Origin of the sequence: Methylibium sp. T29-B (genome assembly GCF_000576225.1) — a bacterium.
In the GTDB taxonomy this organism is placed as follows: domain Bacteria; phylum Pseudomonadota; class Gammaproteobacteria; order Burkholderiales; family Burkholderiaceae_C; genus Methylibium; species Methylibium petroleiphilum.
On the sequence record NZ_AZSN01000197.1, the window covers coordinates 1 to 5566 of the forward strand.

At 68.8% G+C, this 5566-nt stretch carries 3 protein-coding genes, 1 pseudogene and 1 riboswitch; of the genes and pseudogenes, 2 read left to right on the top strand and 2 right to left on the bottom strand.

The features are described 5' to 3' along the window. Positions 1-331: polyhydroxyalkanoate synthesis repressor PhaR (gene phaR / locus Y694_RS19325; RefSeq protein WP_036235500.1), on the bottom strand; the 331-nt coding region annotated here is incomplete at its 3' end. 112 nt (positions 332-443) lie between these two features. After that, positions 444-2444 carry a sigma-54-dependent Fis family transcriptional regulator gene (locus Y694_RS19330; RefSeq protein WP_036235503.1) on the bottom strand — a complete coding sequence of 667 codons (2001 nt, stop codon included), beginning with the start codon at positions 2442-2444 and terminating at the stop codon, positions 444-446. A 411-nt stretch (positions 2445-2855) separates the two neighbouring features. After that, positions 2856-2959: riboswitch (TPP riboswitch) on the top strand. Positions 2960-3032: 73 nt separating this feature from the next. Between Y694_RS19330 and thiC the strand changes: the two are divergent. Then, positions 3033-4901 (top strand): annotated as a pseudogene (gene thiC, locus Y694_RS19335) (phosphomethylpyrimidine synthase ThiC); the annotation flags it as partial. Positions 4902-4923: 22 nt separating this feature from the next. Further along, positions 4924-5566: FAD-dependent oxidoreductase (locus tag Y694_RS23755; protein ID WP_231497795.1), on the top strand; the 643-nt coding region annotated here is incomplete at its 3' end.

A 5566-nucleotide genomic window follows, 5' to 3' on the forward strand; every position in this document is an offset into this window, starting at 1 on the left:
GCAGTCCCTGCATCGTGTGGCCGTACAGACGGATGATGTGTGCCAGCACCGGCGTCGTGAACATCGGCATGCCGCCGGTCTCGGCCTCCAGGATGATCTGCAGCAGGATGCTGCGCGTCAGGTCCTCGCCGGTCTTGGCGTCGCGCACGACGAAGCTCTCGTTGTCGAGGACCATCTGCCGCACGTCGGCCAGCGTGATGTAGCCGCTGGTCTGGGTGTCGTACAAGCGGCGGTTCGGGTACTTCTTCAGAACCCGAAGGTTGCCGGCGTCCGGGGCTTCGTCGGCCGGCGCGGTCGTGCTGCGCGGGGACCGGACTTTCGCTTGCGTCATGGGATCCTCTCCTGAGAAGGATTCCCATTCTAGGAGGCGGGCGCCAGCGGCTCCGGAGGGTTTTCCCGCCGCGCCGCAGCAACTGCAGCGCGGTGGGCGGTCCCCCGGCGCGCTACTGGTGGTTCGGCGGCGTGATCTTGAAGCGCTTCATCTGCCGATAGACCGTGGCCCGACAGACCTTCAGATCCTGCGAGGCCAGCGTGATGTTCCACTTGTTGCGCTTGAGCGAGTTGAGCAGTCGCTCCGCGTCGATGTCGTCAACGCCCGCGGCCATCGCGATACCTTCGTCGCCCAGTCTCGCCTGCAACTGCAGCGGCCGGCCATGTCCCAGGCGCTGCATGCCGATCTCCTGCGGCAGGTCGTCGACCGTCACCGGCCCGTCGCCGCTGATCGCCAGCGCGAATCGCAGCACGTTGCGCAATTCGCGGATGTTGCCCGGCCAGCTGTAGGTCAGCAGCAATTCCATCGCCTCGGCGGAAATGCCGGCGTGCTCGGTCAGGCCCTTGGCCTCGTCGTTGAAGACCGACTCGATCAGGTAGCGCTTGTCGGCGCGCTCGCGCAGTGCCGGCAGAGACATCGTCGCGCCGCACAGGCGGTAGTAGAGGTCTTCGCGGAAGGTGCCCGCGGCCACGCGGTCGCGCAGGTCGCGGTGGGTCGCGGCGATGACGGTGAAGTCGACCGGGATCGGCCGCTCCGCACCCAGAGGCAGCACCTCGGATTCCGACAGCACGCGCAGGAAGCGCGTCTGCAGATGCAGCGGCATGTCGCCGATCTCGTCGAGGAACAGCGTGCCGCCGTGGGCCTGCAGGATCAGGCCCTTCATGCCCTTGCTCTTGCCGCCGGTGAAGCTGCCCGGCGTGTAGCCGAACAGCTCGCTCTCGATCAGCGACTCGGGGATCGACGCGCAATTGACCGCGATGAAAGGCATGCGAGCGCGCGAACTCGATTCGTGCAGCGCCTTGGCGAACACTTCCTTGCCGGAGCCGGTTTCGCCATGGATCAGGATGTTGACCTTGCGGTCCACCAGGCGCTTGGCCTGAACCAGCAGGCGGTCCATCGCCGGGTCGCCACCGGCCAGCCGGTCCAGCGCCGGGAAGCTGTCGGCCGAGCGGGCCACGGTCGACACCGTGACCGGCCGGTCCGCCAGCAGCGAGGTCAGCGAGCCCTTCTCGCGCGGCGCGACCACCGTGGCGTAGTAGTGCTCACGCGGCTCCGAGCAGGTGACCGACACGTCCAGGCCCGTGCCGGCCCGCGCGATGCGCCAGATGGCCTCCATCGGCGTGGCGAACACCTCCGACAGCGAGCGACCGACCAGCGCCCCGCCCTGACGGCCGCGCGCCGACGGCCACAGCTTGGCGCGCGCGCCGGTGTTGGCCCCGACGATCAGGCCGTCGTCGTCGAAGGCCAGCATGGTGTCACCGGACACGTCGACCAGGCCGCAGGACTTGCCGAGACGCAGGATCCAGTTCTTGCGGAAGTGGCGCAGGAAGTTCGCGTCCTCGATCATCTGCGCGTACATCGACGTGAGATGGAACACGAGGTGCTGGCTGTCCTTGGCGCGCGGCGAGCGCAGCGCCGACACGTCGAACACGGCCAGCAGCTTGCCGTTCGGGTCGAACAGCGGCGCGGTGGTGCAGGTCAGCCCGATGTGCGTCGCGTCGAAGTGCTCGGCCTGGTGGCAGGTGATCGGGGTCTGCTCGATCAGGCAGGTGCCGACACCACAGGTGCCGGCGTGAGCCTCGTTCCAGTCCGCGCCGAGGTAGAGGCCGGCGGCGCGCAGCTCGCTGTCCCACGCCGGATTGCCGATGTAGTCGACGGTGATGCCGGCGGCGTCGGTCAGCAGCAGCATGTAGCCGAGGTCGGCCACGCGGCGGTACATGTCTTCCATGCCGGAGCGGGCGACGCGCAGGAACTCCTCGATCTGCTGCTGGTGCTCGCGCACCTCCTGCGACGGCAGGATGCGCGCCGGCGTCGGCCGAGAAGGATCGAGCCCGTAGTCGTTGACGCAGCGGGCCCAGGACTTGTAGACGCGGCTCTTCTCGGACGCCTCGTCGATGGGGTTGGTGACAACCGACACCACGTTGTCGATGTGCTGCGTGCGCTCAGAAATCATTCGTCACCTCCGATGGCTTCTGCCGTCTACTCCCGATGGCTGAAGTTCTTCTTGTTGTTCGATGATCGCCCGATCGCCATGGGCTGTGCCACAGCGGAAACCCCCGGGATTCATGGGGCGCGCCACGCGAAAGGCGCGTCCCGGACACACCGGCGGCCACTGCACGCGCTGCAGCGACCGCCCCTGCAATAGCACGCAGCATGCCCACCGGCGCCCTCGGCCGCGTCGCGCTCGTTCTCCTGCGCGGACCTGACGCCAAGCCATCTCCACGCGCTCGAGGCCTGCGACATCTGTCGCACGCAGACCCTCGCCTGCGACAGATGTCGCATCGCGTTCGGGCGCGTGAAAACGATTCGACTGAAATTCATCGCCGCCCTGCATTGACAGTCGTTCCCGCCCCCTTCCACAATGACCACTGCTCCGGGGTGCACGCTGTTCTGCGTGCTGAGACGGTTATCCGAACCCGCGAACTTGAACCGGTTAGTACCGGCGGAAGAAGAGCTCTCACTCCAGCGGCGTCACCCCTTCCCGGGTGGGCGTCTTCATGGGGCGACCTTCGGAGCAATCACTCTCACGAAGGAGCCCACGATGAACGCCCCCGACAAGCTCGCCACCCTGCTCTCGCTGACACGCGAGCCCTTCCCCGCCTCGCGCAAGTCCTATCTGCAAGGCTCGCGCAGCGACCTGCGCGTACCGATGCGCGAAGTGACGCTGACCAACGGCGAGACCGTCTCGCTGTACGACACCTCGGGTCCGTACACCGAGCCCGGCGTCGCGATCGACGTGAAGCGCGGCCTGCCCAGCGTGCGCACGCCCTGGCTCGACGAGCGTGCCGACACCGAGGTCTATGCCGGCCGGCTGCACCAGGCGCTGGACGACGGCGCGAAGCACGAGGACCGCGAGGCCCAGCGCATCGAACAGTTGCGCCTCGACGCCGCAGCGCTGCAGCGGCCTCCGCGCCGTGCCAGGGCCGGCGCCAACGTCACGCAGATGCACTATGCGCGCCGCGGCATCGTCACGCCCGAGATGGAGTACGTGGCGCTGCGCGAGAACGGCAAGCGCGAGTGGATGCGGGAGTACCTCGGCGACGCCCCGCGCGAACAGCGCCTGCGCGGCAACCCGATGGGTGCGCAGATCCCGGCCATCGTGACGCCCGAGTTCGTGCGCGACGAGGTGGCGCGCGGCCGCGCCATCATCCCGGCCAACATCAACCACCCCGAAGTGGAGCCGATGGCGATCGGCCGCAACTTCCTGGTGAAGATCAACGCCAACATCGGCAACTCGGCCGTCACGTCGAGCATCGAGGAAGAGGTGGAGAAGCTGGTGTGGGCGATCCGCTGGGGCGCCGACAACGTGATGGACCTCTCCACCGGGCGCAACATCCACACCACGCGCGACTGGATCCTGCGCAACTCGCCGGTGCCGATCGGCACCGTGCCGATCTACCAAGCGCTCGAGAAGGTGGGCGGCGTGGCCGAGGACCTCACCTGGGCCATCTTCCGCGACACACTGATCGAGCAGGCCGAGCAAGGCGTCGACTACTTCACCATCCACGCCGGCGTGCGCCTGCCCTTCATCCACCTCACCGCGGACCGCCGCACCGGCATCGTCTCGCGTGGCGGCTCGATCATGGCCAAGTGGTGCATCTCGCACCACCGCGAGAGCTTCATCTACGAGCACTTCGAGGACATCTGCGACATCATGAAGGCCTACGACGTGAGCTTCTCGCTCGGCGACGGCCTGCGCCCCGGCTCGGCCGCCGACGCCAACGACGAGGCCCAGTTCGCCGAACTGCGCACGCTGGGCGAGCTGACCCGGGTGGCCTGGAAGCACGACGTCCAGACCATGATCGAAGGCCCGGGCCACGTGCCGATGCACATGATCCAGGCCAACATGGACGAGCAGCTCGAGCACTGCCACGAGGCGCCGTTCTACACGCTGGGGCCGCTGACGATCGACATCGCGCCCGGCTACGACCACATCGCCAGCGCCATCGGCGCGGCCATGATCGGCTGGTTCGGCACCGCGATGCTGTGCTACGTGACGCCCAAGGAACACCTGGGTCTGCCCGACCGCGAGGACGTGAAGCAGGGCATCGTCGCCTACAAGATCGCCGCGCACGCGGCCGACGTCGCCAAGGGTCACCCCGGCGCCCGTGCCCGCGACGACGCGCTGTCCAAGGCGCGCTTCGAGTTCCGCTGGATGGACCAGTTCAACCTTTCGCTGGACCCCGACACCGCACGCGACTTCCACGACGAGACCCTGCCCAAGGACGCCAGCAAGGTGGCGCACTTCTGCTCGATGTGCGGGCCGAAGTTCTGCTCGATGAAGATCACCCAGGAGGTGCGCGACTACGCCGCGCAGCGCGGCGTCAGCGAGGCGCAGGCGCTGGGCGCCGGCATGGCCGAGAAGTCGAGCCAGTTCCGGCAGGCCGGCGGCGAGATCTACATCCCGCTCGCCGTCGACAAGGCTGAACGCCATGCCCTTGCTCGATCTCGGCATCGCCGGCGCCGGCCTGCTGGGCCGGCTGCTGGCCTGGCGGCTGGCGCGCGCCGGCCACCGCGTCAGCGTGTTCGACCCGGCGCCCGGCCCGCAGCCGCGCTTCGACGGTCAGGGCGCCGCGGCCTTCAGCGCGGCCGGGATGCTCAGCCCGCTGGCGGAACTCGACAACGCCGGCCCGGACATCGCGACGCTCGGCTGGCGTTCCATTTCGCTGTGGCGCGACATCGTCGCCGCACTGCCCGACCCGCCCGCCTTCGGCCAACTCGGCAGCCTGCTGCTCGCGCATCGCAGCGACTTCGCCACCGCGCAGCGCGTGCTGGCACGCCTGGCGGCGGTCCCGGGCGCGACCGCCTCGCCGCTCTCGGCACAGCAACTGGCCGACATGGAGCCCGCGCTGCAGCCGCCCGGCCATGCCTGGCTGCTCCCCGGCGAGGCGCAGATCGAGCCGGTGAAGGCGATGTTCTCGCTCTACCACCATGCCCCGGCGTGCAGTGGCACTGGGGCTGCCGCGTCGGCACGCTGCACGACGGCGCGCTGCAGGTCGACGGCGCCGAGTCCGGCTGGCGGCGCTTCGACACGGTGTTCGACGTGCGCGGCCTCGGCGCGCGGCCGACGCTGCC